The sequence below is a fragment of the Dankookia sp. P2 genome, assembly GCF_050632255.1.
Lineage (GTDB): Bacteria > Pseudomonadota > Alphaproteobacteria > Acetobacterales > Acetobacteraceae > Paracraurococcus.
Map to the genome: position 1 here is coordinate 5,189,300 of NZ_CP192581.1, position 25,282 is coordinate 5,214,581.

25 protein-coding genes and 4 pseudogenes are annotated in these 25,282 nt (G+C 71.1%); 9 read left to right on the forward strand and 20 right to left on the reverse strand.

Features of this window, described 5'->3' with window-relative positions:
• Positions 1 to 5 precede the first annotated feature (5 nt).
• The 8 genes from ACQ86J_RS30835 to ACQ86J_RS30870 all read right to left on the reverse strand — a co-directional run bounded on the left by ACQ86J_RS30835 (position 6) and on the right by ACQ86J_RS30870 (position 6,384).
• Positions 6 to 1,118 carry a GNAT family N-acetyltransferase gene (locus tag ACQ86J_RS30835; RefSeq protein ID WP_431268493.1) on the reverse strand — a complete coding sequence of 371 codons (1,113 nt, stop codon included), beginning with the start codon at positions 1,116 to 1,118 and terminating at the stop codon, positions 6 to 8.
• A gap of 63 nt (positions 1,119 to 1,181) precedes the next feature.
• Positions 1,182 to 2,081, reverse strand: a complete 900-nt coding sequence (locus tag ACQ86J_RS30840; protein ID WP_431268494.1) for a class I SAM-dependent methyltransferase — start codon at positions 2,079 to 2,081, stop codon at positions 1,182 to 1,184.
• Positions 2,078 to 3,115 (reverse strand): glycosyltransferase family 4 protein, encoded by a 1,038-nt coding sequence (locus ACQ86J_RS30845; protein ID WP_431268495.1) that lies wholly within the window; start codon positions 3,113 to 3,115, stop codon positions 2,078 to 2,080. Before ACQ86J_RS30845 ends, ACQ86J_RS30840 begins: the two co-directional genes overlap by 4 nt.
• On the reverse strand, positions 3,112 to 3,513 hold the full coding sequence (locus tag ACQ86J_RS30850; RefSeq protein WP_431268496.1) for a 6-pyruvoyl trahydropterin synthase family protein: 402 nt from the start codon (positions 3,511 to 3,513) through the stop codon (positions 3,112 to 3,114). Before ACQ86J_RS30850 ends, ACQ86J_RS30845 begins: the two co-directional genes overlap by 4 nt.
• Before the next feature lie 4 nt (positions 3,514 to 3,517).
• Positions 3,518 to 4,498 carry a zinc-dependent alcohol dehydrogenase gene (locus tag ACQ86J_RS30855; protein ID WP_431268497.1) on the reverse strand — a complete coding sequence of 327 codons (981 nt, stop codon included), beginning with the start codon at positions 4,496 to 4,498 and terminating at the stop codon, positions 3,518 to 3,520.
• Positions 4,495 to 5,280, reverse strand: coding sequence for a RibD family protein (locus tag ACQ86J_RS30860; protein WP_431268498.1), 786 nt, complete (start codon positions 5,278 to 5,280; stop codon positions 4,495 to 4,497). Before ACQ86J_RS30860 ends, ACQ86J_RS30855 begins: the two co-directional genes overlap by 4 nt.
• Positions 5,281 to 5,323: 43 nt before the next feature.
• On the reverse strand, positions 5,324 to 5,839 hold the full coding sequence (locus ACQ86J_RS30865) for a hypothetical protein (RefSeq protein ID WP_431268499.1): 516 nt from the start codon (positions 5,837 to 5,839) through the stop codon (positions 5,324 to 5,326).
• Positions 5,836 to 6,384, reverse strand: a complete 549-nt coding sequence (locus ACQ86J_RS30870) for a permease (protein ID WP_431268500.1) — start codon at positions 6,382 to 6,384, stop codon at positions 5,836 to 5,838. The genes ACQ86J_RS30865 and ACQ86J_RS30870 overlap by 4 nt, the downstream gene beginning before the upstream one ends.
• 316 nt (positions 6,385 to 6,700) lie before the next feature.
• Between ACQ86J_RS30870 and ACQ86J_RS30875 the strand changes: the two are divergent.
• A pseudogene (locus ACQ86J_RS30875) lies at positions 6,701 to 7,319 on the forward strand (hypothetical protein).
• 133 nt (positions 7,320 to 7,452) lie between these two features.
• On the opposite strand, the gene ACQ86J_RS30880 reads toward ACQ86J_RS30875, so the two are convergent.
• From ACQ86J_RS30880 to fdhD, 3 genes are read right to left on the reverse strand one after another with little or no spacing between them, the layout of a single operon-like run.
• Positions 7,453 to 7,578, reverse strand: coding sequence for a hypothetical protein (locus tag ACQ86J_RS30880; RefSeq protein ID WP_431268501.1), 126 nt, complete (start codon positions 7,576 to 7,578; stop codon positions 7,453 to 7,455).
• A gap of 44 nt (positions 7,579 to 7,622) precedes the next feature.
• Positions 7,623 to 8,222 (reverse strand): molybdenum cofactor guanylyltransferase MobA, encoded by a 600-nt coding sequence (gene mobA, locus ACQ86J_RS30885; protein ID WP_431268502.1) that lies wholly within the window; start codon positions 8,220 to 8,222, stop codon positions 7,623 to 7,625.
• A 23-nt stretch (positions 8,223 to 8,245) separates the two neighbouring features.
• A complete protein-coding gene (gene fdhD / locus ACQ86J_RS30890) occupies positions 8,246 to 9,169 on the reverse strand; it encodes a formate dehydrogenase accessory sulfurtransferase FdhD (RefSeq protein WP_431268503.1) in 924 nt (307 codons plus the stop codon).
• An 86-nt stretch (positions 9,170 to 9,255) separates the two neighbouring features.
• Between fdhD and ACQ86J_RS30895 the strand changes: the two genes are divergently transcribed.
• Positions 9,256 to 9,801, forward strand: a complete 546-nt coding sequence (locus ACQ86J_RS30895) for a BON domain-containing protein (protein WP_431268504.1) — start codon at positions 9,256 to 9,258, stop codon at positions 9,799 to 9,801.
• A 78-nt stretch (positions 9,802 to 9,879) separates the two neighbouring features.
• Positions 9,880 to 11,268: an amidohydrolase gene (locus tag ACQ86J_RS30900; protein WP_431268505.1), complete on the forward strand. Its 1,389-nt coding sequence runs from the start codon at positions 9,880 to 9,882 to the stop codon at positions 11,266 to 11,268.
• On the opposite strand, the gene ACQ86J_RS30905 is transcribed toward ACQ86J_RS30900, so the two are convergent.
• Positions 11,265 to 12,227 (reverse strand): serine hydrolase, encoded by a 963-nt coding sequence (locus tag ACQ86J_RS30905; protein ID WP_431268506.1) that lies wholly within the window; start codon positions 12,225 to 12,227, stop codon positions 11,265 to 11,267. The genes ACQ86J_RS30900 and ACQ86J_RS30905 overlap by 4 nt on opposite strands.
• A 392-nt stretch (positions 12,228 to 12,619) precedes the next feature.
• Between ACQ86J_RS30905 and ACQ86J_RS30910 the strand changes: the two genes are divergently transcribed.
• Positions 12,620 to 14,122, forward strand: coding sequence for a sigma-70 family RNA polymerase sigma factor (locus ACQ86J_RS30910; RefSeq protein WP_431268507.1), 1,503 nt, complete (start codon positions 12,620 to 12,622; stop codon positions 14,120 to 14,122).
• Positions 14,107 to 14,313: a sigma-70 family RNA polymerase sigma factor gene (locus tag ACQ86J_RS30915; RefSeq protein WP_431268508.1), complete on the forward strand. Its 207-nt coding sequence runs from the start codon at positions 14,107 to 14,109 to the stop codon at positions 14,311 to 14,313. Before ACQ86J_RS30910 ends, ACQ86J_RS30915 begins: the two co-directional genes overlap by 16 nt.
• Positions 14,314 to 14,429: 116 nt before the next feature.
• Here ACQ86J_RS30915 and ACQ86J_RS30920 read toward each other — a convergent pair whose 3' ends face one another.
• From ACQ86J_RS30920 to ACQ86J_RS30955, 8 genes and pseudogenes are all read right to left on the reverse strand, one after another.
• Positions 14,430 to 15,542, reverse strand: a complete 1,113-nt coding sequence (locus ACQ86J_RS30920) for a methyl-accepting chemotaxis protein (RefSeq protein WP_431268509.1) — start codon at positions 15,540 to 15,542, stop codon at positions 14,430 to 14,432.
• Positions 15,497 to 15,910: a PAS domain-containing protein gene (locus ACQ86J_RS30925; protein ID WP_431268510.1), complete on the reverse strand. Its 414-nt coding sequence runs from the start codon at positions 15,908 to 15,910 to the stop codon at positions 15,497 to 15,499. Before ACQ86J_RS30925 ends, ACQ86J_RS30920 begins: the two co-directional genes overlap by 46 nt.
• A 99-nt stretch (positions 15,911 to 16,009) precedes the next feature.
• Positions 16,010 to 16,468 carry a dicarboxylate/amino acid:cation symporter gene (locus ACQ86J_RS30930; RefSeq protein ID WP_431268511.1) on the reverse strand — a complete coding sequence of 153 codons (459 nt, stop codon included), beginning with the start codon at positions 16,466 to 16,468 and terminating at the stop codon, positions 16,010 to 16,012.
• 88 nt (positions 16,469 to 16,556) lie between these two features.
• Positions 16,557 to 17,255, reverse strand: a pseudogene (locus tag ACQ86J_RS30935) (dicarboxylate/amino acid:cation symporter); the annotation flags it as partial.
• Between the two features lie 308 nt (positions 17,256 to 17,563).
• Positions 17,564 to 18,052, reverse strand: coding sequence for a YsnF/AvaK domain-containing protein (locus ACQ86J_RS30940; protein ID WP_431272593.1), 489 nt, complete (start codon positions 18,050 to 18,052; stop codon positions 17,564 to 17,566).
• Positions 17,976 to 18,389 carry a hypothetical protein gene (locus ACQ86J_RS30945; RefSeq protein ID WP_431268512.1) on the reverse strand — a complete coding sequence of 138 codons (414 nt, stop codon included), beginning with the start codon at positions 18,387 to 18,389 and terminating at the stop codon, positions 17,976 to 17,978. The genes ACQ86J_RS30940 and ACQ86J_RS30945 overlap by 77 nt, the downstream gene beginning before the upstream one ends.
• 420 nt (positions 18,390 to 18,809) lie before the next feature.
• On the reverse strand, positions 18,810 to 19,847 hold the full coding sequence (locus ACQ86J_RS30950) for an ABC transporter substrate-binding protein (protein ID WP_431268513.1): 1,038 nt from the start codon (positions 19,845 to 19,847) through the stop codon (positions 18,810 to 18,812).
• 72 nt (positions 19,848 to 19,919) lie between these two features.
• Positions 19,920 to 20,360, reverse strand: a complete 441-nt coding sequence (locus ACQ86J_RS30955; protein ID WP_431268514.1) for a hypothetical protein — start codon at positions 20,358 to 20,360, stop codon at positions 19,920 to 19,922.
• Positions 20,361 to 20,478: 118 nt separating this feature from the next.
• Between ACQ86J_RS30955 and ACQ86J_RS30960 the strand changes: the two are divergent.
• The 4 genes and pseudogenes from ACQ86J_RS30960 to ACQ86J_RS30975 form a co-directional block, all read left to right on the forward strand.
• Positions 20,479 to 20,736: pseudogene (locus ACQ86J_RS30960) on the forward strand (thiamine pyrophosphate-binding protein); the annotation flags it as partial.
• 475 nt (positions 20,737 to 21,211) lie between these two features.
• On the forward strand, positions 21,212 to 22,018 hold the full coding sequence (locus ACQ86J_RS30965) for a thiamine pyrophosphate-dependent enzyme (protein ID WP_431268515.1): 807 nt from the start codon (positions 21,212 to 21,214) through the stop codon (positions 22,016 to 22,018).
• A gap of 250 nt (positions 22,019 to 22,268) precedes the next feature.
• Positions 22,269 to 23,636, forward strand: a complete 1,368-nt coding sequence (locus ACQ86J_RS30970; protein ID WP_431268516.1) for an efflux RND transporter periplasmic adaptor subunit — start codon at positions 22,269 to 22,271, stop codon at positions 23,634 to 23,636.
• Positions 23,637 to 23,740: 104 nt separating this feature from the next.
• Positions 23,741 to 25,255 (forward strand): annotated as a pseudogene (locus ACQ86J_RS30975) (efflux RND transporter permease subunit); the annotation flags it as partial.
• Positions 25,256 to 25,282 lie beyond the last annotated feature (27 nt).

Genomic DNA, 25,282 nt, shown 5'->3' on the forward strand with positions numbered 1-25,282 from the left:
CTGCTCTACAGCGGCGTGCCGTCCTTCCGGGTGTAGCGCCAGCCCCCGGCGGGATCGGCCGTGGCGACCAAGTCGTCCTCCGGATAGGTGGCGCTGTCGCCTGGCGCGCGATCGCCGACCTCGAGATAGACGACGTCGCCGTCGCCGCGGTTGACCAGGTGGTGCGGCGCGCCGCCGGCGGCGAAGCCGGCGCAATCGCCGGGCGAGAGCAGCCGCGCCTCGGTGCCGACGACCAGCGTCGGCGTGCCCTCAAGGATGTAGACGAATTCGTCCTGCTTCGCATGCGCATGGTGCAGGGAGGACGCGGCGCCGGGTGCGAGACGTGTCAGATTCACGCCGAAATTCGCCAGGCCGAACAGGTCGCCCAGCACCCGCTTCTCCCGCCCGGCGATCTTGGCGGCCAGGTCGGCCGGGTAGCTGGTGGCGCGCGCCCGCGGCGGTACATCGGCAGCCCGCAACGCGATCGGGCCCTTGGTCACGGCGCCGTCCCCGTGAGCCGCTTGCGCAGCCGAGATCCGCTCGCCCTTCGGCGGGTAGGGCAGGCGGGCGAACTCGGCATAGCCCTGCTTCCGGTAGAAGTCGGGTGCCTGGAAGTCGAAGGTGTCGACATAGGCCGAGTGGCAGCCGCGCGTGCGGGCCCGGTCCTCCGCTGCGGTCATCAGACCGGCCCCCAGGCGGTGCCGGCGCAGCGCCTGAGGCAGCGACAGGAAGCGGATGAAGAGCCAGCCGGCATAGACCTGCCCGACCAACCCGCCGAGGATCCGCCCTTCCGCGTCGCGCAGGAAAAGGGCGAATTCCTCCCAGGGCTGGTGCCCGGGCCAAGCGGCCTCGTTGAAGGTCTCGAGCCCGTCGGCCAGGGCCTCAATATCGGCCTCGGCCGGCTTGTCCCCGACGCTGAGCGTCACTCCGGGTGGCAGATCCATCCGACCAGCATAATGCGATTCAGCCGCCTGCCACCCCTGGATGACGATGCCGCTGCCGTCGCAGGTGCGGCAGCGCTGGCCATTGATCTGGCCCTTGCCCTGGCAGTCGGGGCAGGGGCCCTCGCCGGTGGCTGGGGTGCCGGGCGGGGCGACGTCGCCCGGGTTGAGCTTCGTCGATTGCGGCTTGTCGGCCATGCGATCCTCCCCTGGGTTATGAGCGGGGGAAACGTGCGGAGGCGGGCGGGTGTTCCGCCCCACTCAGCGTCGCGGCGGCAGGGCCAGAACGTCGCGGTGGCCGATCCAGGCCGCCAGCCGCCTGGCCGCGACCTGGTCGAGTCGCGCGTCCATCCAGGCCTCGATCCGCGCGTCGCCGCGGCGATCCTGTCGCCCGGCGGCCTCGGCATGGCCCAGTACGAGCTCGGTCAGGAAGCGCCCGGCGCTGTCACGCAGCGTTGGGTGCGCCACGGGCCCACGGGCGCGGACCGCCCAGTCGCTCGGCGCGGCTTCCACGGTGAAGCCTTGGGCGGCGAAGACCTCGGCGATCACCGCCGGCGCGCGCGGCCCTAGCGCCCGGCCGCCGAAGCCCTTGTCGCGCGCCTGATCGCGGCGGAAGCCGGCGGCGACGCGAGCATCGGCCGGATGCGGCGGGGCGAAGCCTTCCCGCCCGTCGACGCAGAGCGCGGCATAGAAGGGGATGCGAAGCGCTGCCGCCATGCGCTCGAGCCAGCCGCGCGAGACGAGGTCGCAGAGCGCCGAGCTGACCACCGCATCGGCCTGGTGCAGCGGCAGGTTGGCGGGGCTCTCGGCCAGGTCGGCGACCAGCCCCTCGATCCGCCAGGCGCCGCCCGGGGCGTGCACCAGCAGGGTGCGCTTGTTCGGCGCGGTGACCGGGAAGCCCATCAGCTCGGCGCGGTCGGCGATGGTGTCGAAGGCGGCCTCGGCCATCTCGGCGCTGCTGTCCACCAGCGTCCAGGCCTGGGCGCGGCCGATGCGCGGTGCCAGCCAGCGCAGCAGGCTGCCGGTGCCGGCGCCGAGGTCGATCAGCCGCGGCCGCGCCGGCAGCCGGGCGAGCAGCGCGGCGGCCAGGGACTCGGACCGCGCAAAGGCGTCGAAGGGCTCGCGCAGGTCGAGCCATGCGAGGTCGAACGCCTCGCTCATGCGCGCTCCAGCTCGGCGGCGAAGGCGCTGGCGCGATCCGACCAGCGCGGCAGCGCCTGGCCGGCGGCCCAGGAGGCCTCGGCCATCTCGCGCAGCATTTCAGTATCGACGATCATCCGCCGCAGCGCCTTGGTGAGCGAGACGGTGTCGCCGGGCGGCGAGACGGCGCCGGCCTCCATCGGCACGAGGTCGGCGATGGCGCCGCCGGCGGTGATGGCCAGCGGCAGGCCGCGCGCCATGGCCTCGGCCGCGGCCATCCCGTAGCCCTCCCACCAGGTGGCGAGGGCGAAGATGTCGGCGCGGCGGTACTCGGCCTCCAGCGCCTCGGCGGAAAGCTCCCCGGCGAAGCGGACGCGCTGGCCGATCGTCAGCTCCTCGGCCAGGGCGCGCAGCCCATGCGCATGCACGGTATCCCGCGCGCCGCCGGCGATGATCAGCTTCCAGTCGAGGTCGGGCAAGCCAGCCAGCGTCCGCAGCAGCACGTCATGGCCCTTGCGCGGCACCAGAGTGCCGACCGCGAGTATGACGACCCCAGGGCCGCCGGAGCCCTCGGCGCGCGGCGCCGGGTCGGTGCCCGGCTCGACGATGCCGATCCGCTCGGCAGGCACGGCGAAGTCGGCGGTGAGCCGCCCGGCGGTATGCGGCGAGGTGGCGACCAGCCGGGCGAGCCGGGGGAAGAGGTCGCGCTCGATGCTGCGCAGCGCCGCACGGTCCTCTGCCGGCGCGCCGTGCTCGAGCGCGGTCGGGTGGTGGATCAGGCCGACGGCGCGGCGGCGGACCAGGTCCTCCGCCAGCGGGGCGAAGGCGGGCAGGCCGAGGCCGTCGATGACCGGCAATACGTCATCGGGCAGCGCGGCCAGCGCGGCGCGGGCCGCCTCCTCCGCCGTCGCGTCGGGCAGCGGGTGGCGGCCGGCGAGTTCCACCACCCGGACGTCGTGGCCGAGGCCGCGGAGGCCCTCCACGATCCGCCGGTCGTAGATATAGCCGCCGGAGATGGTGCCGAAGGGACCGGGGACGAGCAGCGCCAGCTTCAAGCGATATCTCCCTCGTAGGCGGCCCAGGCATTCGGGCTCTCGCGCAGCAGCACCTTGAGGGAGGTCACGTTGCCGCTCTGTGCACCGAGCTTCCCCGCCTTCAGCGCCGCCACCAGCAAGCCATGGATATGCGCGCAGAGGAATCCCGTGGTGGTGTTCAGCCCGGCGAAGGCCGGCTCCCCATCCAGGTTGCGGTAGTCCAGCCCGTCGAGCGCCTTGCGCAGCTCGACCTTGGCCAGGCCGATATCGACCAGCAGGTGCAGGTGGTCGAGCTTCGGCGCGCGGAACTCCGCCTCCACCGCGAAGGTGGCGCCGTGCAGGCGCTGGGCCGGGCCGAATTCGGCGCCGCGGAAGCTGTGGGCCACCATGATGTGGTCGCAGACGGTCAGCGAGTACATCGCGCTACTCTCTTATGGATAGGTGACGACGGGGCAAGGGGCGCGGCGGCGCCCGATGCCAGCAGCGCGGGCAGCGCGGCCGGCAGCGCTCGGCGAAGCCGGCGACCGGGGCAGAGAGCGCGTCGAAGCGCGGATCGGCCAGCAGCGCGAGCGCCAGCGCCATGCGCTCGGCATGGGTGCGCCTTCCGCGCATCGCCGGCGCCACCGCGCCGACCTGGGTCGAGAGGATGGAAAGCCGCCGGGCATGGAAGGCCTCGCCCAGCGGCAGCGGCACCATGCGGTCGCCATGCCAGCTGGCCTCGACGATGCGCGCCTCGAAGGCCGCGCAGTCGAGCGCCAGTTGCAGGCCGGCGGCGCTGGCGCTGGCATGGATGATCAGCTCCTGCTCGGCTGGTGCCCCGGCGGGCAGGGCGAAGCGGGCGCCGAGAGCCTCGGCCAGCGCGGCGCGGGATGGGTCGAGGTCGACGACCGTGGGCAGGATGCCGGGGATGCGCGCCAGCAGCGCCGCCGCCAGCAGGCCGACGACGCCGGCGCCGATGACCAGGCAACGCTCGCCGGCCAGGGGCCGCGCATCCCAGAGTATGTTGAGCGCGGTCTCCATATTCGCCGCCAGCACCGCGCGGTGGTCGGGCACGGCGTCGGGGACGGGCACGCACATCGCGGCCGGCGCCAGGAATAGGTCCTGGTGCGGATGCAGGACGAAGACGCGGCGGCCCTGCAATGCCGCGGGCCCAGCCTCCACCACGCCCGTCGCGCAATAGCCGTATTTCACCGGGAAGGGGAAGGCGCCCGCCATCAGCGGCGCGCGCATGGCGTCGTACTGGCTCGGCGGCACGCGGCCTTCGAGCACCAGGCGCTCGGTGCCGCGCGAGAGGGCGGAGGCGCGGGTGCGGACCAGCGCCTGGTCTGGGCCGCGCTGCGGCAGCACCTCATCGCGCAACTCGGCGACGCCCGGCGCGACGGTCCAGAGCGCGCGGGCCTTCACCCGCACACCCCTGGCCGCGTGCGGCCGAGCGCGATGTCGAACAGCACGTCGGGGTCGAGGCTATGTACCGTCCAGGCGAAGCGCAGCCCGTCGGCGATCCGCGCCGCCTCCGGCAGGGTGAAGGCGGGGATGCCGGAGCCGAGCAGCACCGGCGCCACCGTGACATGCAGCCGGTCGAGGCAGCCTGCGGCGAGGAAGCGGCTGACGGTGACGCCGCCGCCCTCGACGAAGATCCGCGTCAGCCCGCGTGTCGCCAGCGCCGCGAGGATCGCCGGGACCGCCAGCCCGCCGACCAGCGGGTCGCGCGGTAGCCGCAGCACCTCGGCGATGCCGAGCCGGTCGGGCCCGGGCGCGTCCTCGGCACACAGGAGCAGCGTCGGCGGGCCAACGCGGAAGACGCCGTAACCGGGGCCAAGCCTGCGGTCGGTATCGAGCACCACGCGGACCGGATGCGGCCCGGGGCAGTCGCGCGTGGTCAGCCGCGGGTCGTCGCTGCGCACGGTACCGGCGCCAACGATGACCGCATGGCACAGCGCGCGCAGCCGGTGGGTGTGCAGCAGGTCGCCCTTGCCGCCGATCCATTGTGAGGAGCCCGAGAGGGTGGCGATACGCCCGTCCAGGGTCTGCGCTAGCCGGCCTACTACCAGGCAGCCATCCGCCGCGCGCGGCGTCGCCAGCAGCGGGCCGAACAGTGCGCCGAGCGGCCCGGCCGGTAGGCGCCCGGGCGCGTCGCGCGCAGCGAGCAGCGCGTCCCAATCGGCGGTCAGGGTTGTTCCATCCATGTGGCGCGGACCATGCCGGAAGCGGCCGGAGGATGCCAGCCGATCAAGGCCTGACGAGGGCATGCGGGAAGAGGGGCAGCAGCCATTGGGCCAGCACCCCGGCCAGGATCGGCAGCAGGCCGGATGCCAGTAGTCGGATCAGGATGAAGCGCCCGCCGAGAACCGGCCATTCCCACGCGATCACCCGGTGGAAGCCGAGGATCGCCCATCCCGTGATCAGCGCCACCATCTGCGGTCCGCCCGCGCCGGCCTTAATAAAGGTGAGCACCAGCGGGAAGGAGACGAAGGGCCCGCCCGGGATGAACCCGCCCGCGAGGGACGCGATGGCGATTCCCGCGAGGCCGCTTTCGGGGCCGAGCCAGCCGGCGGCGAGGTCGGCCGGGATCAGCTTCGCCAGGAAGGCCGCCATCGGCAGCGCCGCGACCAGCAGTGGCAGCACGCGGAGGATGGTCTGTCCGGTCTCGCGCAGCGCCCTTTGCGCCGTCGGCACCCCGCGCCGCAGCGCCAGACCGAAGGCGCCGAGCGCGAGGACCATCAGGATCGCCTGGCCAAGGCTCATGCGCGGCCCCCGGCGGCGCTGCCGGGCGGCACCCAGGCGATCGGCAGGCGCCGCGCGACGGCGCCGGCGATGACCGAGAGCGGCAGACCGCAGAGGAAGCGGAGGAGGGCGAAATCGGCGCCGAGCAGCGGCACCTCCCAGACCAGCACGCGCTGGAAGCCGTTCAGCGCCCAGGCGACGATGAAGGCGATCAGCGCGCCGCGGTCGGCACCGGCCTGAGCAAGGACCAGCACCAGCGGGAAGGCCGCCATCGGCCCTCCCGGCATGGCCATGCCGCACAGCGTCGCCACCAGCAGACCGCGGGTGCCGGATTCGGCGCCCATCCACTTCGCCAGCGCGCCCGGCGGGATCAGCTGCTTCAGGCTGCCGGCGAGCAGCAGCCCGGCCAGCAGCGCCGGCAGCACGGTCAGGAAGACGCCCCAGGCGACGCCAAGGGCACGGCGGAAGGCCTCCGGCCCGTGCAGCACCCAGACCAGGCTGCCGGAGACGAGGCCGATCGAGAGGATGATGAGGAGGCTGGAATGGCGGCGGAGGAGTCGGAGCATCGGTCGCCACGCTGCGCGCGGATGCGCAGGCGGGCAATCCCGTAGGAACGCCGGGGGAGAAGGTATTCTCCCGTTGGACGCGTCCGTCCAACCCCCTGTATCAGGTCGTCTGTCCCGGCGGCATGGTGCAACTGGGGTGCGCCGGATCCGGTGGTCACCCAACCCGGCGCGCGATGACAGGCGCCCAATCTTCCTCGGGCTGCAATCGCGGATGAGCCTTGGGACCCGCCCTCGCTGCGTTACGTACGACCGGACAGCCGCCCGATCGCCCGTCGCATCGGCGAGGCAGGTTACTCCGACAGCCGTCCTCTGCGGAGTGGACGTCAGCGCCCCCGCCCTCGACGCCCGCATCGGCCGCGATGGCCAGCATCGCCGCTTCGCGCTGTCCACCGAAGGCTTCGATGATCGCGTTGGCTTCTGCCAGGCCCACCAGGTCGGCCTGGTCGTAACGGAGGACACCGGCCACGTCGATTGCGGCATCATCGCCGGGTATGCCGAGATCAAGCGGATCAGGCCAACCCCACCCGCCTCCGCCACCAGGCCCGGCGCACCGTCCTGGCGCTCCGTCTCCGCTGGCTCACCGCCTGGCGGACCCGGCAGGCCAGCCAGCGCCGCCTGGTCACCGCGCCCGACGCGACCGCCAGCCTTGCGCCGCTCCTGGCCCTCGTCGCCAGCCAGCAGCGCCAGCTCGAGGCGCTGATCGCCCAGGCGATCGGCGTCGACCCGCTCTGGGCCAGGCTCGATGCCGCCTTCCGCGGCATCAGAGGCGCTCCGAGGTAGTGCGCCGCTACGATCCCGACTTCGCCGCCTGCCAAAGCTTGTCGAGCGCCGGAAAGCCAAGAAAGCTCATGCGCGTCGCACTCGCCCGCAAGCGGCTCGTCCGGCTCAATGCCAAGGCAGGCGACGCCCGACCGGCCAGCGCCGGCACCGCTTGACCAGCCAGACAGTCGCTCATCGATCTCTGTGGGTCCCCGTGGGTCGGCAGCCGACGCGTGGCGCGCGCCGACCTACAAACGGGAGGGGAGGGGCCTTGGGGAGGAGACCCCCTTCTTCCCTCGCCAGCCTTGCCTAGAGCCGCACGCCCTCGGTCTGGAAGCGGTCGGCGGCGCTCTTCTGGAACTCGGCATCCAGCACCACCGCGGCACAGACCGCGATGGCGAGGGCGGCGAGGATGCCGGCGAGGATGGCCTTCACGGCGGCGGTTTCCCTTTCATCAGCCGCTTGCGTATGGGTCGCCCTCAACCCGCTTGCAAGAGGCGTTCGGCCGCGGCCAGATCCTCCGGCGCATTGGCGTTGAAGAAGGGATCGACCGGGTCGGTCGGCCATTCGGCGCTGGCGCAGCCGAAGCGGGCGGTCCAGCGGTCGATCTTCTTCTCGCCGGCCAGCAGCGCGACGCGGAGTTCGCCCCGCAGCGTCACGGGCCAGAGCGCGATCGGCGGATGCGTCCAGCCGCCGGACGCCGCGCAGGCCAACGGCACGCCGGCTGCCGCCCGCGCCGCCTCCAGCCGCGCCACCAAGTCGGCCGGCAGGAAGGGCCCGTCGCCAGGGACGGAGAGCAAGGTGGGAATGTCGGGCCGATGCTCCGCCGCCCAGTCGAGCCCGGCCAGCACCCCGGCCAGCGGCCCGGGGAAATCGGGCAGCGGGTCCGGCACCACCGGCAAGCCATAGGCGGCGAAGCGCGCCGGATCGCCATTGGCGTTGAGGATGATGCCGGCGACCTGCGGCGCGACACGGTCCAGCACGTGGTCCAGCAGCGGCCGCCCGGCCAGCAGCCGCAATGGCTTGTCGCCGCCGCCCATCCGCCGGGCGAGACCGCCCGCCAGGAGGACGGCCAGCACCGAGTCGCGAATGCCGATCGGATTCACGCGCCGCGCCCTTCGGCGCTCTGCGATCCGATCGGGGCACCGAGCGCCTCACGGCTGTTCTTCCGCCAGTGCCGGGCGCTCTCCTCCTCGATGTAATTGAGGTCGGCGTCGAAGACGATCCGCTCGGTCCCGGCCAGCGCGGTGAAGCGCTTGCCCTTGCAGCGGCCGATCAGGGTCAGCCCGACCTCCTGCGCCAGTTCCACACCCCATGCGGTGAAGCCGCTGCGTGAGACCAGGATGGGGATGCCCATCCGCACCGTCTTGATCACCATCTCCGAGGTCAGCCGGCCGGTTGTGTAGAAGACCTTATCCGCCGGGTTGCAGGCATTGCGGAACATCCAGCCGGCGATCTTGTCGACCGCATTGTGCCGGCCGACATCCTCCATGTAGACCAGCGGCCGGTCCGCCTCGCACAGCGCGCAGCCATGGATGGCGCCGGCTTCAAGGTATAGCGTCGGCAGCGTGTTGATCCGGTGCAGCATCCGGTAGAGGTCCGAGGTGCGGATCTCGCCGGCCGCCGGCAGCCGTGCCTTCGAGAAGTCCTCCAGCAGGTCGCCGAAGGCGGTGCCCTGGGCGCAGCCGCTGGTCAGCGTCTTCTTCTTCAGCTTGGCCTCGTAGTCGGTGCGGCGCTCGGTCCGCACCACCACGACCTGGAGGTCGTCGTCGTACTCGACGCCAGTCACCTTATCGTCCCGCCGCAGCATGCCCTGGTTCAGCAGGTAGCCGAGCGCCAGGTCCTCCGGCCGGTCGAGGATCGTCATCATGGTGACGATCTCCTGGCCGTTCAGGTAGAGCGTCAGCGGTCGCTCGACCGTCACGCTCGCCTCGATCGGCGCGCCGGTCTGGTCGATGCCGGTGACGCGCCGCGTCAGCCGCGGATCGGCGGGGTCTGGTTGGACCAGCAGGGGCGTCTCTTGCATGGCGGAAAGGGTGGTGCGGCATGGAGTGCGGCGCAACCCGCGCGCCGGCGTTGGCGTTTTCCCGGCACGGAACAGGGAGACCAGCCATGACCACCTACCGCTTCCCCGCCGAGGCCGGCCTGGCCCTTGACGGCGGAGCGCCGACCGCGGCTGCCATCAACGACCGGCTCGCCGAGCTTGGCCTGACGCGGCAGGGCGTGATGGTCACCCGGCATGATGACGCCGCGACGCTGGAAGGCCAGGTGCCGGACGAGGCGACCCGGGAGCGCGTGCTCCTGGTGGTCGGCAACCTGCAGGGCATCGCAAGGGTCGACGACCGGCTGACTGTCAACCGCGCGACCGGGCTGCTGGATACGCTGGGCGCCTTCGCCCGACTGCCCGCGGGCAACGCCAGCACCGAGGCCGCCGGCGGCACGGTACATCGCGCCAACCCCGATGCCGGCGACACCGGCTTCGGCCCGGGCGGCAGCATCCTGCACCTGGTACAGCCGGGCGAGACGCTGGAGGCGATCGCGGCGCGGCACTACCACGACACGGCCGCAGCCGGCTGGGTGCTGGAGAGCAACGCCGCGGTACTGACGGATGCCTCTGCGTTGCAGCCGGGAATGGTGCTGCGGCTGCCGCCGCGCTAGCGCGGACGCCGCCCGGGCCGGGAATTGCCCCTGCCCCGTCCGGGGCGCAGGATCGCCGCAAGCACGCGGAGCGTCGCCATGGCCCTGTTCTCCCCGGTTTCCACCCGCCGCCTCGTCGCCGAGCCGGTCAGCCCGACACGCCGCCGCGTCCTGGCGGGGCTCTGCGTCTGCGCCGCCCTGCCGCTGATGCCGGCCGGCCCGGCCGTCGCCGTCACCCCCGGTGCTGCGCGGCCGATCCATGCCAGCCTCGATGCCGCCGCCCGCGCAATCGAGCCGCGCCTGGTCGCCTGGCGGCGCGACATCCACCAGCACCCGGAGCTCGGCAACCAAGAAACCCGCACCGCCAGCCTCGTCGCCGCGCATCTGAAGGCGCTGGGGCTCGAGGTGCGGGAGAGGGTCGCCGTGACCGGCGTGGTCGCGGTGCTGCGCGGCGGCGCCGGCCCCGGCCCGACCATCGCGCTGCGCGCCGACATGGACGCGCTGCCGGTGGCCGAGGAAGTGGACCTGCCCTATGCCTCGCGCGCGAAGGCCATCTGGGACGGCATTGAGGTGCCGGTGATGCATGCCTGCGGCCATGACTGCCACACCGCCATCCTGATGGCGACGGCCGAGGCGCTGGCCGCGCATCGCGCCAGCCTGCGGGGCAATGTCCTGTTCGTCTTCCAGCCGGCCGAGGAGAACCTGCCGAAGGGCGAGATCGGCGGCGCCAAGCGGATGCTGGCCGAGGGCGCCTTCGCCGACCCGAAACCCGACCTGGTCTTCGGACTGCACATGACCAGCGGCCTGCCGGCCGGGGTGCTCGGCTTCCGCGCCGGGCCGTCCCAGGCCAGCGCCGACGAGTTCCGCATCGTGGTGAACGGCCGGCAGACGCATGGCGCGCGGCCCTGGGCGGGCGTCGATCCGATCGTCATCGGCGCGCAGATCGTCTCGGCGCTGCAGACCATCCAGAGCCGGCAGGTCGATGTCGGCGATCCCTCGGTGCTGACCGTCGGCACCTTCCAGGGCGGCACCCGCAACAACATCATCCCGGACCGGGCCGTGCTGACCGGCACGCTGCGCACCTATGACGAGCAGCGCCGCGGCTTCATGCAGCGCCGGGTAACGGAATTGGCCGAGAGCGTGGCGAAGGGCATGGACGGCAGCGCCGAGGTGACCTGGCAGCCGAACGGCTATCCCGTCACCGTCAACGACCCCGTTTTAGCCGAGCGCATGGCGCCGAGCCTCGCCCGGGTGGCGGGCGAGGCCGGGCTGCGGCCGACCCAGCGCAGCATGGCCGGCGAGGATTTCTCCTATTTCTCGCAGGCGGCGCCGGGCCTCTTCTTCAATGTCGGGGCGACCGCGCCGGGGATCGACCCGCGCACCGCGCCGACCAACCACTCGCCCCGCTTCCGGGTGGACGACATCGGGCTGGTGCAGGGCGTGCGCGCCCTGCTGCATCTGGTGGCCGATGCCAGCGGCAGCGGCTAGGCTGTCTCGGCCAGGGCCGCGAGGACATCGCGGATCGCGTCGAAATAGGCTTCCTGCACCTCGGCGAAGCCGCCCTCCGCGCTATCCCAGTTGAGCAGGAAGGCGAAGGTCACGGGCATCCGGCCGCCGACGACCATCTGCCCGGCGAAGCTTTTGGCGCAGAAGCCCTGGAAGTCGGACACCTCCCCGCCCTTGGCATAGACCGGGGTATCGAGCGGGGCGACGCGGGCGATCTGCACCGCCATGGCCTGGATCCGCTTGAACTCCCGCAGCGTCTCCGGCCGCTGGAAGACGGCGCCGCGCAGTGCCTGCTCGTACCAGGCGGCGAGGTCGCGGGCGCTGCCGGCCATGGTCTGGACTTCGTTAAGCGGGGCGCGGAAGCCCTCGGGCGGCCAGCGGTCGAGCTTCTGCAGCCCGGCCCAGCCGAGATCGACCCCGGCCGGTGCCCCGAACAGGTATGAGGCGAAGATCCGGGTGGAGTCCGGGATCCGCACCTGGGTCAGCCCGGCCTTGGCCACCAGGGCACGGATCCGGTCGGGGCCGACCTGCCTCGTGGCGATGTCGGTCGCGGTATTGTCGCTGTGGGCGATCATCGCCTCCAGCACCGACCGGGCGGTGGTGCTGCCGGTGAGGTTCAGCAGCACCGGGCTGCCGAAGCTCCGGCTTGCGTCGTCGACGGCTAGCTGCGCCTCCAGGTCCAGCCGCCGGGCCTCGAGGTCCCGGAGGTACTGGCCGAGCACGAAGGTCTTGTAGGCGCTGGCGATGAAGAGCTGCCGGTTCGGCAGATGGGCGAGGCGCCCGGCCGCGCCGTCGGCGCCGAGCCGGATCATGTAGCTGCCGGTCCCCGGCAGGGTGCGGTAGCGGCGCAGCGCCGCCTCCGGCGCCTCGGCCGCACGGGCGGCGGCGGGCCGCAGGGCCGCCAGCCCCGATGGCAGGGCGAGCAGGGATCGGCGGTGCATCGGCTTCGTCCTCCTGCGGGGCTGATGTTGCGGGAAGCCTGCAAGCGCACACAAGGTCCGGCCGGGCGGGTTGAAAGACCTGTAAATGTCACCGAAACAAGAGGCAGATTCCAGCTTGACCGGCGCTTTCGGTGGTGCCTATGGACCCAGAACGCCCGGCATCATGCCGCCTGCGCAACCCAGCCCTGCCAATTGCGCAGCAGGGCTGGTTAACGCATGCGTTTATCACCACATCCCTCGTGCGCCGCTTGGCAGCGCGCTTTTCCCCTCGGCCGATGCCCCGCCCGTGCCGCCCTTGTGGCCCAACGGGTGTTTCGCCGTTTGCGGAGAAGCCGCCCCGGCGCCGGCCGAATTGCAACGGGCCCCGCGCCCGCGCAGGAGTGGATCGAGTGATGGACGGGTTTGTCACCGAGACGATGCTGGACGAGAGCGAGACCGAGATGCGCGTCTCGCGCCCCCATGGCGCGCCGGCCTTCGAGGAATTGGTGGCCCGCGTTCCGGGTGAGGACCTCCCGGCCTGGGAGGAGGGCGAGACCGCCGAGGATGGCGAGGACGCGCCCGATGAGCTGGCGGAAGAGGATGCCGAGGACGGCGAGGCCGCCCCGGCTGCCGAGGCCGACGCCGCCACCCCGGCCGCCGGCAATCACGACGAGGCCTCGCTCGGCCGCACCGATGACCCCGTCCGCATGTTCCTGCGCGAGGCCTCGCGCACGGAGCTGCTGACCCGCGAGCAGGAAGTGGCGCTGGCCCAGCGGATCGAGGCCGGTCGCGAGGCGATGCTGGGGGCGCTCGGCGCCTGCCCGGCGACCCGCGCCCAGCTCGGCGCTTGGCGCGACGCGGTCGCCGCCGGGCAGCTGCCGCTGCGCGACCTGGTGGAGCTCGAGGCCATGGCCGCCGCCGCCGAGGCGCCGGCGGAGGGCGAGGAGAGCGAGGCCACGGAAGGCACGCTCGACCAGCGGTTGCGGCCCGAGATCCTGGTCGCCTTCGACGCTGCCCTCTCGGGCGACGCGGCCGCGCCGGCGACGGAGACGGCTGCCCTGGTCGCGGCGCTGCGGCTGCGCGCCGACCGGATCGAGACGCTGATCGAGGCGGTGCGCGCGGCGCATCGCCGGCTGACCACGCTCGACGGTCGCGCGCTGCGGCTGGCGATGGCGGCCAAGGTCAGCCGCGACGACTTCCTGAAGCTTTGGGATGCCGGCGAGCCGGGTACCGCCAAGCTGGCGACCAAGGTGAAGGCTGCCGGGGCCGAGCTGCGCGAGATCCGCGCCGAGGTCGGCTCGGTCGAGGCCGAGGCCGGCGTCGCTGCGGCCGATCTGCGCCGCCTGCATGCGGAGATGAGCCGCGGCGAGCGCGACATGCGCCGCGCGAAGGAGGAGCTGACGCGGGCCAACCTGCGCCTCGTGGTCCATATCGCCCGCAAGTACCGCAACCGCGGCCTCCTGCTGGGCGACCTGATCCAGGAAGGCAATATCGGCCTGATGCGGGCGGTCGAGAAGTTCGACTGGCGCAAGGGCTTCAAGTTCAGCACCTATGCCACCTGGTGGGTGCGGCAGGCGATGACGCGCGCCATCGCCGACCAGGCGCGGACCATCCGCGTGCCGGTCCACATGGCGGAGACGGCCTCGAAGATCGCCCGGCTCGGCCGCATCCTGGCGCACCGCACCGGGCGCGAGCCGACCGCCGAGGAGCTGGCGCAGCGGCTCGGCGTGCCGACCGAGAAGGTGAAGTCGGTGCAGGGCATCGTCCGCGAGCCCGTGAGCCTCGACACGCCGATCGGCGAGGAGGACGACGGGCGCCTGGGCGACCTGATCGAGGACCGCAACGCCGTCCACCCCTTCGAGGCGGTGGCGCGGTCGGGCCTCAGGAAGCCGCGGCGCGGGTGCTGTCCGACCTGACGCCGCGCGAGGAGCGGATCCTCAGGATGCGCTTCGGCATCGGCATGGAGCGCGACCACACGCTGGAGGAGGTCGGCAAGACCTTCAACGTGACGCGGGAGCGCATCCGGCAGATCGAGGCCAAGGCGCTGAAGAAGCTGCAGAACGGCCAGCGCGGCCGGGCGCTGCGGAGCTACCTCGACCGCGGCTGAGGCCGCTCGCCGGACCTCGCGGCAGGCGCCCGCCCCGGACAGGCGGGCCGCCTCGGCGAGAAGGGGGCCGTGGGGCCGCCCCTGCTTCGTCGGGCGGGCCGCCCGCCCGCCCGGCATCAGTGCACGAGCACGGCAGCAGCTTCCTTGGTCTTGGTCACCGCGCCGGCGACCTGGTTCACCGCCGAGGCGATCTCGGTGATGCTGCCCGAGACGGTCTGCACCGCATTGGCTGCGGTCTGCATGTTGGCCGACATGCTGCGGGTCACCGCGCTCTGCTCCTCGACCGCCGCGGCGGTCACGGCCACATGCTCCCGCACCGCCTCGACCGCGCCGCGGATCGCGGCGAGCGCCGCCGCCACCGCGGTGGAGGTCGCCTGGATGCCCTCGATCTCGCGCGAGATCTGCTCGGTCGCCTTGGCCGCCTGGTTGGCCAGGTTCTTCACCTCGGACGCCACCACCGCGAAGCCCTTGCCGGCATCGCCGGCCCGCGCCGCCTCGATCGTCGCGTTGAGCGCCAGCAGGTTGATCTGCCCGGCGATTCCCTGGATCAGCCCGACCACGCCGTTCATCGACTGGGCCGCGTGGGTGAGTTGCCCGGTGCTTTCGCCACCCGCATTGGCCTGGGCGAAGGCATCCTCGGTCGCGGTGCGCGACTTCGCCATGTTGTGGGCGATCTCGGCGATCGAGGCGGCCAGTTCCTCGGCGCTGGCGGCGACCATCTGCACGTTGCTCGAGGTTTCCTCGGCGGCCTGGGTGGCCGAGCCGGCTTCCCGCGCCGAGAGGCCGATAGCGCCGTCGATCTCGCCGAAATTGATGTCGATGAGCTTCTTGAGGTCGCCGAGGAGGGCGATCTGGGCGGTGACGTCGTTGGCGAACTTCACCACCTTGGCGACCTTGCCATGGACATCGAGGATGGGGCTGTAGGAACCCTCGATCCAGACCGTGCGGCCATCCTTGCCGATGCGGCGGAACTGGCCCGCCTGCGCCTCGCCCCGCCGGAGCGCCGCCCAGAATCCCTGGTATTCGGGGCTGTCGCGCTGGTGCGGCTCGACAAAGATGGCGTGCTTCTGGCCACGTATCTCGGCCAAGGTATAGCCCATGGCCTTGAGGAAATTCTCGTTGGCGTGCAGCACGGTACCGTCGGGACTGAAGGCGATGGAGGCCTGGGCCCGGTCGACCGCCTTCATCTGCGCGGCATAGTCGAGGGTTGAGCAGCCGCTCCTTCGCATCGGCCCATTCCACGACATAGCCGAGCCGCTTGCCGTCCTGGCGCAGCGGGTTGACCACCAGGTCGAAGGTGTGCGGCCCGACCTGGATGGTCGCGGCATGCGGCTTTTCCAGCCCGGCCAGCATCTTCCGCTGGTGAGTCGGGTTCTTGTGGAAGACGTCGATGTTGCTGCCGACCAGGGTGGCGAGGGCTGAAGCGCGGCAGCTCCTTGCGCAGGTCGGCCTCGACCTCCCGCATGAGCTCGACGACGGCCGGGTTCATGTAGGTGATGGTGAGATCGTCGTCAGCGATCATGATCCGGGCTCGCACCGTGTCCAGGGCAGCAAGCTTTGGTGTCATGCTGGTGTCGCGCTTGAAGCTGCCGAACATCGAGGGGGTCCTTCATACCGCTACCCCGATGTAACAGCCGCACCACTAACAGCCAGTGAATATGAGCGACTGGTCATGTAACGAGCAAGGTCAGCCCGGTCAGGCGACCCGACCCGTCGCCACGAAACTCTCCTGGTCACTGGCGGCGTCGGCGAGATCCTCCGGCTCCGGCGCCATCTCGCCCTCCCACTTGCCGACCACTGCGGTCGCCAGGGAATTGCCGATGACGTTGGTTGCCGAGCGCCCCATGTCGAGGAACTGGTCGATGCCGATGATCAGCAGCAGCCCGGCTTCCGGGATGTTGAAGGTCGTGAGCGTCGCCGCGATCACGACCAGCGAGGCCCGCGGCACCCCGGCCATCCCCTTGCTGGTCAGCATCAGCAGCAGAAGCATGGTGATCTGCTGCCCCATCGAGAGCTCGATGTTGTAGGCCTGGGCGATGAAGATCGTGGCGAAGGTGCAGTACATCATCGAGCCGTCGAGGTTGAAGCTGTAGCCCAGCGGCAGGACGAAGCTGATTACCTTCCGCGACACCGGAAAGCGGACAAGTTGTTCCATCAGCTGGGGGTAGGCGGCCTCGGAACTCGCGGGTGCTGAAGGCGAGCAGGAAGGGCTGGCGGATCAGGCTGATCAGCTCGAAGACCCGGCGGCCGAAAATCAGGAAGCCGACCAGGGCCAGCAGGCACCAGAGGATCGCCAGGCCGAGGTAGGATCCGGCGACGAAGACTCCGTAGGTGACCAGGATGCCGAGACCCTGCGTCGTGATGATCGCCGCCATCGAGGCGAAGACCGCGAGCGGCGCCAGCAGCATGATGTAGCCGGTCACCTTGAGGATGACGTGGCTGATTTCCTCGCACCAGGCGACCACCGTCCTCGCCTTCTCCCCCAGCGCGGCGCAGGCGACGCCGAAGAAGATGGAGAAGACGACGATCTGCAGGATCTCGTTGGTCGCCATCGCCTCGAAGATCGAGCGCGGCACCAGGTGGGCGACGAAGTCCTTCAGCGAGAGCGAGGAAGTCCCGACCCCGCTGGCCGCCGCCGCGTCGGGCAGCGGCATGTCGAGCCGCGCCCCTGGCTGCAGGATGTTCACCAGCACCATGCCCAGCAGCAGCGAGACGACGGAGGCGGAGACGAACCAGAGCATCGCCTTGGCGCCGATCCGCCCGACCGCCCTGGTGTCGCCCATATGGGCGACGCCGACGACCAGCGTCGAGAAGACCAGCGGCGCGATGATCATCTTGATGAGCCGCAGGAAGATGTCGGTGATGAGAGAGATATAGCCGGCGATCGCCTTCGCCGTATCCGGGTTTGGCCAGAGAATGTGGCAGAAATGGCCTACCGCGATTCCTGAGCACCATGCCGATCATGATCAGGATCGTCAGCCGCTGCGTCCGCATGCGCCGCCCTCCGGACCTCCGGCGGCGCGCGGTTGCGCCGCGGGGTCCAAAGCTAGCGCCGGCGCTGCGGCATGGTTGCAGCGGCGCGGCCGGAAGGCAAAGCGTGGGGAGGGAAGCAGGTGCTCCCTCCCCAAGCCCCTACTTCCCTCATGTAAGTCGACACCCGCCGGGCGAGGGAGGGGCCAACTTCCGGAAATCAATGAGGAATTGGACGCGTCGCCTCCAACGGGAGAATACTGTCCCCCGGCCTTCCGCCTCAGATGTCGCGGGCACGTTCCTTGCCGGCCGGGGTGGCGGTCCGGGCGGCGCCCGCCTTGCGGTCGTCCTCCACCTCGACCTCGGTGCGGCGGACGGTGTCGCGGACGGTCTCGGTGCGGTCCTCCGCGGTCTTCCGCAGGCTCACTTCCTCCTTCACCCGCGCCTCCTTGGCGACCACGGCCTCCTCGGAGCGCTCGGTCGCCTCGATCGTGCGCTCGCCGAAGGCAGCCTCGGCGCCGGTCAGCGGACGGTCGACCGGGCGGCGCTCGACCTGCACATGTTCCTGGCGCAGGGTCACCTGCTCCTGCACCGGGGTCTCGACCACGTAGCTGCGGATGCGGACGCGGCCATGGCCGGTCTCCCGCTTGCCGACACGGAGCCGCTCCTCGATGACCGGGATGCTGGCCTCGTCAGTCGCCTCGCCCAGCTTGCTGGACGCGGCCCTGGCCGGCGATGGCGCCGGTGGAGGTCCCCTTGGTCGCGCCAGTGGTGGCGACCGGGGTGGTCGCGCCGCTCCAGCCCTCCTTGCGCCAGGCCGCCTCGCGCTCGTCGAGGTCGACGGCTCCGCTGGCCTCCAGCGCCTGGGCCACCTCCTCGAAGCGGCCATCCGGCACCTCGGCATGCACCACGCCGCCGCCGCGGCGGAAGCCCTCGGTCAGCACTTCGGTATCCTCGGTGGGCAGGGAGAGGCTGGAGAGGCGGGTGTTGTCGCTGCGGGCGTGGAAGACTTCCCCGCGCACGCCCGGGACATGGCGGGCCAGGTCATGGGCGGCGCGCTCAGCGGTCTGCACGTCATCGAAATAGGCGGTGATGGTACGGGGCATAGGCAATCTCCGCATTTAATGTCCAGGGCTGCCGAAAGGCTTCGGCAGGTCGCGGGCTAACGGGTGGGGAACCGGGCCGTTCGTTGCGGGCCGAGCCATAAGGCTGAGATTTCAAGGAGGTAAGTAGGCTTCGCGGCGTGGTCGGTCCGGCGCGACGGGCTCTTCGACCGAAGGGCCGCGGGTCGGAGGCGGTTGAATCTCGGGCGTGGCCTGGCCATAGGAATAAAATCAGGAAGCCGGTGGGCTGGAGCGCATTCAGCGCCCGGCGGGTGGAGCCGGAAATCGACTTGAAGACTCAAAATGCTGAATTGCAGGAGGGCGTGTCGCCGCACCGCGGCTCGTGCCACCGGCCTCGGGTCGAAAGGGCCACAATGGCCTCAACCGGGTTGAGCCCGGTTGAGCGGATTGACGTCGTGCGGCTCAGGCCTTGCCGATTCCCTTGTTGACCAGCGAAAGGTCGAAGGCCCTTTTCAAGTCGAGCGCCGACGGCAGCACGCCGACATCGGCCATCGCCGCATGGAAGCGCTGCCAGCGCGCGTCGTTCATGGCGCCGATTCCCAGCGTCGCGGCATCGCCCGACCGGACGATCCCCGCCTCGTTCATCATGCGGGTGCCGAAGGCGATCAGGTCGTCGCCCATCTCCGGGTTGTGCGCCTTGATCAGTGCATTGGCCGCAGCCGTGTCGAAGCCTCCCGCCGGGCCCTTCAGGTACTGGTCCCAGCCGGCCATGCTGGCATCGACGAAGCGCTGGATCACCTCGCGCCGCTCGGCCAGGGTCTTCGCACCGATATTGATCGTGGTGCCGTAATTCTCGAAGCCGGCATCGTGCAGCAGCAGCATGTCCGGCACGACGCCGGCCTGGCGGATGGTGAAGGGCTCAGAGCCGAGATAGCCCTGCTGGATCACCTGCTTGTCCGCCAGGAAAGGCTGCAGGTTGAAGGTATAGGGGCGGAGCTGGTCCTCCTTCAGCCCGTACTTCTTCACCAGGAAGGGCCACCAAGTCACCCGCGCCTCGGCGCCGACCAGGATGGTGCGGCCGCGCAGCGCCTCGAACCCGGTGAAGCCGGTGTTCGGATGGGCGATCAGCACCTGCATGTCCTTCTGGAAGATGGCGCCGATGCAGAGGAACGGGATGTTCGCCCGCACGAAGTTCAGTGCGGCCAGGCCGTTGCCCATCGCCATGTCCACCCGGCCGCCGAGCAGGAGCTGGGCCGGGTTGATCTGCGGCCCGCCTGTGCGGAGCTCGACCTCGAGCCCGGCCGCGCGATAGAGCCCGGCGGCCTGGGCCTGGTAGAAGCCGCCATGCTCCGCCTGGGCGCGCCAGTTAGTGACGAAGCTGACCTTGTCGAGTTTCGGCTGGGCCCGGGCGGGGGAGGGAGCGGTGGCCAGGAGCGGCGCCCCGGCGCCGAGCAGGCCCAGCGCCGCGCGGCGCGAGACGGTAAAGCGGTGCCTGGTCATCTGCTTGGACTCCCCCGGAAAGCCTTGCTCCCCGGGGAAGGTGGCATGCTGAGCCGCCAGCGCAAGCGCCAGCTACCGGCGCAGCCCGAGCGGCCTGAGCAGCACCAGTGCGACGCCGAAGCCCCAGGCGCCGTTGTAGAGCAGGCCGCGCCAGGGGATCGCCCCGCTCCAGGTCGGCAGGCCCTTGAGGTAGGGCACCAGCGTCACCGCCACCGCCGTCAGCGCCAGCGCGCCGAAGACGGTCGAGAACAGGATGGCCGGTGGCCGCAGCGTCACCAGGATCAGCGTCAGCACCATGCCCCAGACGCCGCCCCAGAAGGCCTGGGAGAGGACAACCGGCACGCCGAGCGGCTTGGTCGGCGCCATGGCGAAAGGCGCCGAGGTCTTTCCGAAGATGCCGACCACCGCCGGGATGTCGTTCCCGAGGTGATACAGCAGGAAGGCGGTACCCTGGTGGAAGACCAGGACCGCGACGAATCCGGCAGCGAAGCCGAGGAGCAGGGTGCAGATCATATGTTACGCTACGGCCCTATCGTAGCGCCTGTCACTCCATGGCGGGGCCGGGGCACCTTGCGGCCCGCCGCGTGCCCGCGCACCCTGGCCGGCGACACCGCGAGGGAAGGAAATTGCCGTGAACGGAGCCGAAAGCCTGGTCAAGACGCTGCTGGGGAGCGGCGTCGATGTCTGCTTCGCCAATCCCGGCACCAGCGAGATGCATTTCGTCGCCGCGCTGGACCGCGTCCCGGGCATGCGCTGCGTCCTCGGCCTGCAGGAGAACATCGTCACCGGCGCCGCCGACGGCTACTGGCGCATGGCCGACAAGCCGGCCGCCACCCTGCTGCATTGCGGCCCGGGCCTGGCCAATGGCCTGGCCGGCCTGCACGACGCGCGGCGGGCGCGCAGCGGCATCGTCAACGTGGTCGGCGACCAGGCGGTCTACCACCGGCCCTTCGACGCGCCGCTGACCGCGGATGCCGAGGGCTGGGCGCGGGGCGTCTCGGCCTTCGTCCGCACCTCCTCCCGCGCCGAGGATGTCGGCGCCGATGCGGCCATGGCGGTGCAGGCCGCCCGCACCTCGCCCGGCCAGGTGGCAACCCTAATCCTGCCCTCCGATTCCTCTTGGAACGAGGGCGGGGTGGTCGGCGCGCCGCTGACCGTCCCCGCGGTGCCGCAGGCCGACCCGCACCAAGTGGAGCAGGCGGCGCGGGTGCTGCGCAGCAAGAAGAACGTGCTGCTGCTGCTCGGCGGCTTGGCGCTGCGGGAAGGCGCCCAGATCCAGGCCAACCGGATCGCCGCCGCCACTGGCTGCCGGCTGCTGGCCGAGGGGCTCGAATGCCCGCATCCAGCGCGGCCAGGGCCGGCTGATGCTGGACCGGGTGCCTTACGTGAACGAGCAGGCGGTCGCGGCCCTGAAGGGCGTCGAGCACCTGGTGCTGGTCAATGCGAAGGAGCCAATCGGCTTCTTCGGCTATCCCGGCAAGCCCAGCCGCTTCTGGCCGCCGGAATGCGAACTGCACCTGCTGACCCGCCTCGACCAGGATGCCGAGGGTGCGCTGCGGGCGCTGGCCGATGCGCTCGGCGCGCCCAAGGCGGCGATGCCGAACCCGGGCCCGCGGCCGCAGGCGCCGCGCGGCGGCCTAAGCCCCGAGGGCCTGGCCCGCACCGTGGCGGCGCTGATGCCCGAGGATTCGGTCATCGTGGATGAGTCTGTGACCTATGGCCGCGGCTTCTTCCCCGAGACCCATGCCGCCCCGGCGCATGACTGGCTGCAAAATTGCGGCGGTGCCATCGGCTATGGCCCACCGGTTGCGGTGGGCGCGGCGATCGGCGCCGGCGGCCGGCGGGTCATCGCCCTCCAGGCCGATGGCAGCGCGATGTACACGCCGCAGGCGCTCTGGACCCAGGCGCGGGAGAAGCTGCCGGTGACCACCGTGCTGCTGTCCAACCGCAAGTACCAGATCCTGATCGGCGAGTACCAGAATGTCGGCGCCAATCCGGGGCGGACGGCGATGGACATGCTCGACCTCGGCAACCCCGATATCGGCTGGGTTCAGCTGGCCAACTCGATGGGGGTCGAGGCGGCGCAGGCCAGCACGCTGGACCAGCTCGGTGACCTGATGGCGCAGTCCTTCGCGCGGCCGGGGCCCTTCCTTATCGAGCTGATGATCTAGCAAAAAGGCGCGGGACGCGGCTTTCGGGCGTTGCGTTCCGCGCATGCTGTGCCGCAGCATGAGACGCGTGACAGTGAACGGACTTTCCTAGCGTTCAGGTTTCGCCCAATCTCTGGGTAATACGCCCTGATGCAATGTGGTATGGCCCGAGGTAGGAGACTGCCCCGGACCGTCCCCGATATCCTGGGGCTTGAACGGGAATGTGCGGGGAGCACACGGCAATGCGGCGAGCGGCGGGTCCTGACAACCGATGAACATGATCCACCAGCCGCATTCCGTGCCGGAGGAGACCGCCGTGCGGCCAGGCGCCCAGACCATCACCGTGCCGCCGGTCCAGCCGATCCCAGGGAGTGCTCCCGGCGCCGAGCCGGCGGCCGAGCCGCCGCAGGCCGAGGCGGCGCCGCGGCGCCGGCGGCTCTGGATCCCCGCCCTGCTGCTGCTGGTCGCGGGCGGCGGTGCCGCTGGCTATTTCTACACCCACCAGCCGCGCGTGGTGCCGACCTCCCCGGCCGCCAGCGTGACCGAGCCGATGTCGCAGGGCGAGTTCCGCCTGTCCGACAACGAGATGCGGGCGTTGCGGATCGAGCCGATGGCGCTGCGCGACTTCCGCGCCGAGCGGGTGGCGGAAGGCCGCATCGCCTACAACGACGACCGCGCGACCCCGGTCTTCTCACCCTATAATGGCCGCGTGGTCCGCGTGCTCGCCCGCATGGGGGACACGGTTAAGGCCGGCGACCCGCTGCTGGAGATCGAGACCACCGATCTCGCCGGCGCCGCCAACGACCTGCTCTCGGCCGCAGATGCCGCCAACAAGGCGCGCGCCACGCTGGACCAGTCGAAGCGGGAGGAAGCCCGCCAGGCCAGCCTCTTCTCCGCCCGCGCCGCCTCCCAGCGCGATGTCGAGCAGGCCCGCGTCGCCACCACCGGCGCCGCCGCAGACCTGCGCAGCGCCGAGGCGACGCTTTCCGCCGCCCGCGACAAGCTGCGCGTGCTCGGCCGCAGCATGGAGCAGATCGCCAAGATCGAGCAGAGCCGGATGGTCGACGCCGTGGTGACGGTCCCGGCGCCGATCGGCGGCACGGTCACCCAGCGCCGGGTCGGCCCCGGCCAGTGGCTCTCGACCGGCGCTTCGGACCCGGTATTCACCATCGCCGACCTGTCCACCATGTGGCTGGTCGCCGCGGTGCGTGAGCTCGACGCGCCGCTGATCAAGGTGGGGCAGCCGGTGAAGGTCGCGGTCGGGGCCCTGCCGGACCGTGAATTCGACGCGCGCATTACCGCGACCAGCGCTGGGCTGGACCCCACTACGCGCCGCATGACGGTGCGGGCCGAGGTACTGGATCCCGAGCGCCTGCTGAAGCCGGAGATGTTCGCCACCTTCCGCATCTCGGTCGGCGAGGAGCAGCGGGCGGTGGCGGTGCCGGTGAACGCGCTGATCTACCGCGGCGCCGAGGCCAGCGTCTGGGTCGCGCTCGACGGCAACCGCTTCATCCTGCGCAAGGTGAAGACCGGCATCCGCAGCGGCGACATGGTCGAGGTGTTGGATGGGCTGCAGCCGGGTGAGCACGTGGTCACCGGCGGCGCCCTGTTCATCGACCGCGCCGCCCGGATCGACTGACCCGGCGTCCCGCCCCGGCCCGCGGGCCGGGGCGGCCCCGCGCCCAGCCAATGACGTGACGCGGGCGGCAGAAAGCCGCTCCGAACCCTGCCGGGACACCCGCCATGCGCCAGATTGTCGCCTTCTCGCTGCAGCGCCGGCCGCTGGTGATCCTGCTGTTCTTCACCTTCATCGTCATCGGCCTGGTCGGCTTCACCAAGCTGAACATTGAGGCCTATCCGGACCCGGTGCCGCCGCAGGTCGTCATCATCACCCAGAATCCCGGCCAGTCTGCCGAGGAGATCGAGCGCTACGTCACCATTCCGGTCGAGGTAGCGATGGCGGGGCTGCCGAACCTGACCTCGGTGCGCTCGACCAGTCTCTTCGGCCTGTCCGACGTCCGGGTGCAGTTCAACTTCAACTATACCTACGACCAGGCGCTGCAGCAGGTGCTGAACCGGCTCGGCCAGCTGGACGGGCTTCCGGAGGGTGCCCAGCCACAGATCTCGCCGCTCAGCCCAATTGGCGAGATCATGCGATATCGCCTGGTCGGCCCGCCTGGCTATTCGCTGGCCGACCTCAAGACGCTGCAGGACTGGGTGCTTGACCGCCGCTTCAAGCGGGTGCCGGGCGTGATCGACGTCACCTCCTTCGGCGGGCTGACCAAAAGCTACAACATCGTCATCGACCTGCCGCGACTGGCGGCGCACGGCCTGACCCTGCCGCAGGTGATCCAGGCGGTGCGGGCCGGCAATGCGACGGTCGGCGCCGGCACCATCCGGATCGGGCCGCAGGCCGCGGTGGTGCAGGGCATCGGCCTGATCCGCAACCTCGACGACATCCGCGGCGTGGTGATCTCGGCCGAGGGCGGCAATCCGGTGCTGCTGTCGGACCTCGCCACGGTCGAGATCGGCAATACCCCGCGGCTCGGCATCGCCGGCCACGAGCAGGACGACGACGTGGTGCTGGCGACCGTGCTGATGCGGCGCGGCGAGCAGACCCTGCCGACCATCCGCGGCGTGCAGGCCGAGGTGGCGCGGATCAATGCCGGCGGCGTGCTGCCGCCCGGAGTGAAGATCCACCCGCTCTACGACCGGGAGGATCTGGTGAAGATCACCACCCGGACGGTGGTGCACAACATCATCGAGGGCGTGATCCTCATCCTCGTCATCCAGTACCTCTTCCTCGGCGACTTCCGCGGCGCCCTGGTGGTGGCGGCGACCATCCCCTTCGCCTTCCTCTTCGCCATCCTCCTGATGCTCAGCCGGGGCGAGAGCGCCAACCTGCTCTCACTCGGCGCGCTCGACTTCGGCCTGCTGGTCGATGCGACCGTCATCATGGTGGAGAACATCTACCGCCATCTCGGCCTCGCCCGGCAGGCGGCGCACCGCTACGTGCCCCCGGCCGGGTCGAAGGAGCTCTCCGGCCTGTCGCTGACCGTGTTGCGTGCAGCCGGGGAGGTGGACAAGGCGATCTTCTTCTCGGCGTTGATCATCATCGCCGCCTTCATCCCGCTCTTCACCCTCGGCGGGATCGAGGGGCGCATCTTCGGCCCGATGTCGAAGACTTATGCTTACGCCATCATCGGCGCGCTGCTGGCGACCTTCACCATCACCCCGGCGCTCGCCGCGGCCATGCTGAGCGAGAACAGCCGGGAGCAGGACACC

Coding starts and splice junctions, on each gene's coding strand:
- ACQ86J_RS30835 (WP_431268493.1), bottom strand. CDS start 1,118: ATGGCCGACAAGCCGCAATCGACGAAGCTCAACCCGGGCGACGTCGCC.
- ACQ86J_RS30840 (WP_431268494.1), bottom strand. CDS start 2,081: ATGAGCGAGGCGTTCGACCTCGCATGGCTCGACCTGCGCGAGCCCTTC.
- ACQ86J_RS30850 (WP_431268496.1), bottom strand. CDS start 3,513: ATGTACTCGCTGACCGTCTGCGACCACATCATGGTGGCCCACAGCTTC.
- ACQ86J_RS30860 (WP_431268498.1), bottom strand. CDS start 5,280: ATGGATGGAACAACCCTGACCGCCGATTGGGACGCGCTGCTCGCTGCG.
- ACQ86J_RS30865 (WP_431268499.1), bottom strand. CDS start 5,839: ATGAGCCTTGGCCAGGCGATCCTGATGGTCCTCGCGCTCGGCGCCTTC.
- ACQ86J_RS30870 (WP_431268500.1), bottom strand. CDS start 6,384: ATGCTCCGACTCCTCCGCCGCCATTCCAGCCTCCTCATCATCCTCTCG.
- fdhD (WP_431268503.1), bottom strand. CDS start 9,169: ATGCAAGAGACGCCCCTGCTGGTCCAACCAGACCCCGCCGATCCGCGG.
- ACQ86J_RS30895 (WP_431268504.1), top strand. CDS start 9,256: ATGACCACCTACCGCTTCCCCGCCGAGGCCGGCCTGGCCCTTGACGGC.
- ACQ86J_RS30900 (WP_431268505.1), top strand. CDS start 9,880: ATGGCCCTGTTCTCCCCGGTTTCCACCCGCCGCCTCGTCGCCGAGCCG.
- ACQ86J_RS30905 (WP_431268506.1), bottom strand. CDS start 12,227: ATGCACCGCCGATCCCTGCTCGCCCTGCCATCGGGGCTGGCGGCCCTG.
- ACQ86J_RS30910 (WP_431268507.1), top strand. CDS start 12,620: ATGGACGGGTTTGTCACCGAGACGATGCTGGACGAGAGCGAGACCGAG.
- ACQ86J_RS30920 (WP_431268509.1), bottom strand. CDS start 15,542: ATGCGAAGGAGCGGCTGCTCAACCCTCGACTATGCCGCGCAGATGAAG.
- ACQ86J_RS30925 (WP_431268510.1), bottom strand. CDS start 15,910: ATGTTCGGCAGCTTCAAGCGCGACACCAGCATGACACCAAAGCTTGCT.
- ACQ86J_RS30930 (WP_431268511.1), bottom strand. CDS start 16,468: ATGGAACAACTTGTCCGCTTTCCGGTGTCGCGGAAGGTAATCAGCTTC.
- ACQ86J_RS30945 (WP_431268512.1), bottom strand. CDS start 18,389: ATGCCCCGTACCATCACCGCCTATTTCGATGACGTGCAGACCGCTGAG.
- ACQ86J_RS30950 (WP_431268513.1), bottom strand. CDS start 19,847: ATGACCAGGCACCGCTTTACCGTCTCGCGCCGCGCGGCGCTGGGCCTG.
- ACQ86J_RS30955 (WP_431268514.1), bottom strand. CDS start 20,360: ATGATCTGCACCCTGCTCCTCGGCTTCGCTGCCGGATTCGTCGCGGTC.
- ACQ86J_RS30965 (WP_431268515.1), top strand. CDS start 21,212: ATGCTGGACCGGGTGCCTTACGTGAACGAGCAGGCGGTCGCGGCCCTG.
- ACQ86J_RS30970 (WP_431268516.1), top strand. CDS start 22,269: ATGAACATGATCCACCAGCCGCATTCCGTGCCGGAGGAGACCGCCGTG.